The organism is Caproiciproducens sp. MSJ-32, from assembly GCF_018918055.1.
Classification (GTDB): Bacteria; Bacillota; Clostridia; order Clostridiales; family Clostridiaceae; genus Clostridium.
This window is the reverse complement of record NZ_JAHLPS010000114.1, coordinates 1-3,082: the sequence shown is the minus strand read 5'-3', so window position 1 is coordinate 3,082 and position 3,082 is coordinate 1. Positions and strand designations below refer to the sequence as shown.

2 protein-coding genes are annotated in these 3,082 nt (G+C 27.1%); both read right to left on the bottom strand.

Annotated features, from left to right (window positions below):
- Positions 1 to 506: 506 nt before the first annotated feature.
- Positions 507 to 1,760, bottom strand: coding sequence for a transposase (locus KQI16_RS13140; RefSeq protein ID WP_286173106.1), 1,254 nt, complete (start codon positions 1,758 to 1,760; stop codon positions 507 to 509).
- Between the two features lie 322 nt (positions 1,761 to 2,082).
- A complete protein-coding gene (locus KQI16_RS11810; protein WP_216434675.1) occupies positions 2,083 to 2,886 on the bottom strand; it encodes a pyruvate, water dikinase regulatory protein in 804 nt (267 codons plus the stop codon).
- Positions 2,887 to 3,082: the final 196 nt, after the last annotated feature.

The window sequence follows — 3,082 nt, the reverse complement described above, 5'->3', positions numbered from 1 at the left end:
ACGCCACCAGCGTTCGTCCTGAGCCAGGATCAAACTCTCACTAAAAAGTTTAATCTGTCTCAAATTTCTTTGAGTTAATCTTAGACGTTCAAAAGAATTGCTGGTTTATCTTTACTTAATATTCTGTTCAATTTTCAAAGACCAATTTCAAATTCTCATTTGATTTTCTTTATCGCCCTCAAGCGACTTTTTTATATTATCATCTAAAAATAAATTTGTCAACTATTTTTTATTCCTTATTTTTAATTAAATTTAAAATAATTCTTTCTAAGGAACTTATATTATATATTATAATATCATCTAAAATTTATTATGTCAACTTTTTATATTTTTATGCAGAGATTTAGCATCAAAATTCCAGTAAAAATTTTGTTTTTACTGGAATTATATTTTTTAACAATTATTTGTATAAATGGTAATCTTGAAGGCCGGTAGGTCTTAAAAATAGTTATATTTCCCCCTACCCCAACAAATCACAATAATTAATTTCCAATTTTATTTACATTTTAAGTCTTTTCGAATATTGGGTTATTCCAGTTATCTTCTATTGTAAATCTTTCATCTCGTATATCTTCGATTATATCTATTTGAAGCATTTTTTTCTTTCTAAAACCTCTTATACACCTGAAAAAATATAATTGCATTAAATTAAATGCTATCATTATAAACATCAACACTGTTTCTACGCCCGTAGGGCTATGAAGAAAACAATGGTCTAAATGCCATTCTGTTTTCAGCTGATGAAAGGCATTATTTTCAATATCCCATCTCTTATGAATTACTTTCCATAAAGTTTCTGTTGAAGTTAATTTATCTGTTGTTATAATCCATCCTTCTTTAATTTCTACTTTGTCTCCATTATGGATTTCTTCTATAAACCTTATAAATCTAACTTTAATAGATGCACCTATCATTTCAATATTATCTTCATTCCAGGCTTTAATTTTAGTATAATTGTTACTTTTATTCTTAACAATCCATTCTTTATCTGCCTGTCGGCACTTAAATAAACCAAGTGCATCCTTAACAATATTAAGTCTTTCATCTTTAACTCTTACTACTGCATCCATTCCTATAGATAAAACTTCATTAATCCAAGTAGATTTACAATATAATGCGTCAGCTACTATAATATCTGCAAAATGATGAAATTCCTTATAAAGTTTTCTAATTAGACGCTTTCCTCCTGTAATTTCTCCTTCGTCCTTATTTGAACCATCTCTTTTAGGTTCCAGCATTTCTTGACCTAAGATAAGATGAGGGTCAGAACCTACAGTTGAACATACTACAGACCTATGAAAGTAATGAGTTACTCCATCCTTTTGAACTCGTGAAAGACAATTATCACAACATTTTTTAGTGCTTTCAAATAATTCCACACCATCTATTGCAACAACTTTTAGTCCATCTATAGTTCCATTTCTAAAAACTTTATTGTTTATACTTGTCTTAATTATACTATTATGAAGTTCTTTCAAACCGTCTAAATCAAAGTCACTTAAACACCGCCTAACAGTATCAATACTTGGCATTTTAGTTTTCTTTGGTAATATTTTTTTCAACTTGTCATTTTTAAGCCAATGATTTAATCTGTTAAAGCTTCTTATTTGAAGCATAAATCCAAATAATACTACAAAAGTAATTGTTGAAACTTTTACTTGAGATTTTACTCTTTTATCCTTTAGGGTATTGATTTTTTTGCCTATATGGTATACTTTATTAATATAAGTGAGCATTTGTTTTAAATAACTTTTGTTCATTTTATCAGCATCCTTTCCTTTTGAGTTTGTCGCAAAACTATTATAGAAAGGATGCTTTTATTATGCAAATTTTTTTTCTATAATTTCCAGTAAAAATCGGAATTTATTATCTTTCTAACAATCACCTTCAAATCCTTATAAATTCAAGGGCTATAGCCCTAAAAAATTTTTATGTGCTAAATTTCTGATTTTTATGTTATTTATTTTGAATTTTCTAATAATATTTTTATCCAAACAAAAAAGAAGATTAATTAAAATCTTCTTTTTATACTAAAGATTAATCTTATTCACTTTGAATAATTTACTATATGTAAAATAAATATTATTTATTATGTTTCAGACTTTCCATTATTATTAAAGCAGTATCTTCTATAGCTCTTTGAGTAATATCTATTGTCTTACATCCAAGCCTCTTCATGACTTTATCCGCAAATTCAAATTCTTCTAAAACTCTAGCATCACCTGCATATTCAATTCCACTTGGTACTCTATGAAATTTATCTAATCTTTTTTTTCTTATTTCAATTAATTGAATTGGATTTATTACAAGGCCAAATATTTTCTTTCTATCAACTTCATATAATTCATCTGGTACTTTTACTTCTGGCATAAGAGGAATATTAATAGCCTTTATACCTTTATTAGCTAAATACATAGATAATGGCGTCTTAGATGTTCTTGATAATCCTATAAGTACAACATCAGCATTTTTTAATCCTCTGTAATCTTTACTATCATCATATTGCATTGCAAACTCCATTGCTTCTATTCTCTTAAAATATGATTCGTCTATTTTTCTTAATGCTCCAGGATTATTTTCTGGCATTACTCCTAATAAAGAAGAGGCTACATTTAATATAGGACCTAATACATTTATAACTGAAATATTATTTTCTATACATTTTTGTGTTAAATATTCTCTTACATTTACAGTGATTATTGTAGATACAACCATTGCTTTCTCACATTCTAAAACTTCATTAATAAATTCAGCTACATCATCTAAACTTTTTATATATGGAACTCTTTTTACTTCTATTTCTCCATTAAATTGACTTGCAACAGCTAACGCAACCTGTTGAGCTGTTTCACCTATTGAATCAGACACAGCAAAAATTTTTAACATCTCATTCCCTCCTAAGTTTCATATACCTAGTTATTAACCTTACTTTAGTTATTAACCATAAATTATTTAAATATAATCACTAGTGTTTAATTTTTAGAAAAAATTTTCAGTTGACATTTGGACTATAATCATTTTTTATAACAAAATTCTTAATTCAAACTAATATGGAATATTATTCCTCGTTTAATGGGCAGAC

Bases quoted from the DNA above. Each gene is read 5' to 3' on its own strand.
- KQI16_RS13140 (WP_286173106.1), bottom strand. From the start codon at position 1,760: ATGAACAAAAGTTATTTAAAACAAATGCTCACTTATATTAATAAAGTA.
- KQI16_RS11810 (WP_216434675.1), bottom strand. From the start codon at position 2,886: ATGTTAAAAATTTTTGCTGTGTCTGATTCAATAGGTGAAACAGCTCAA.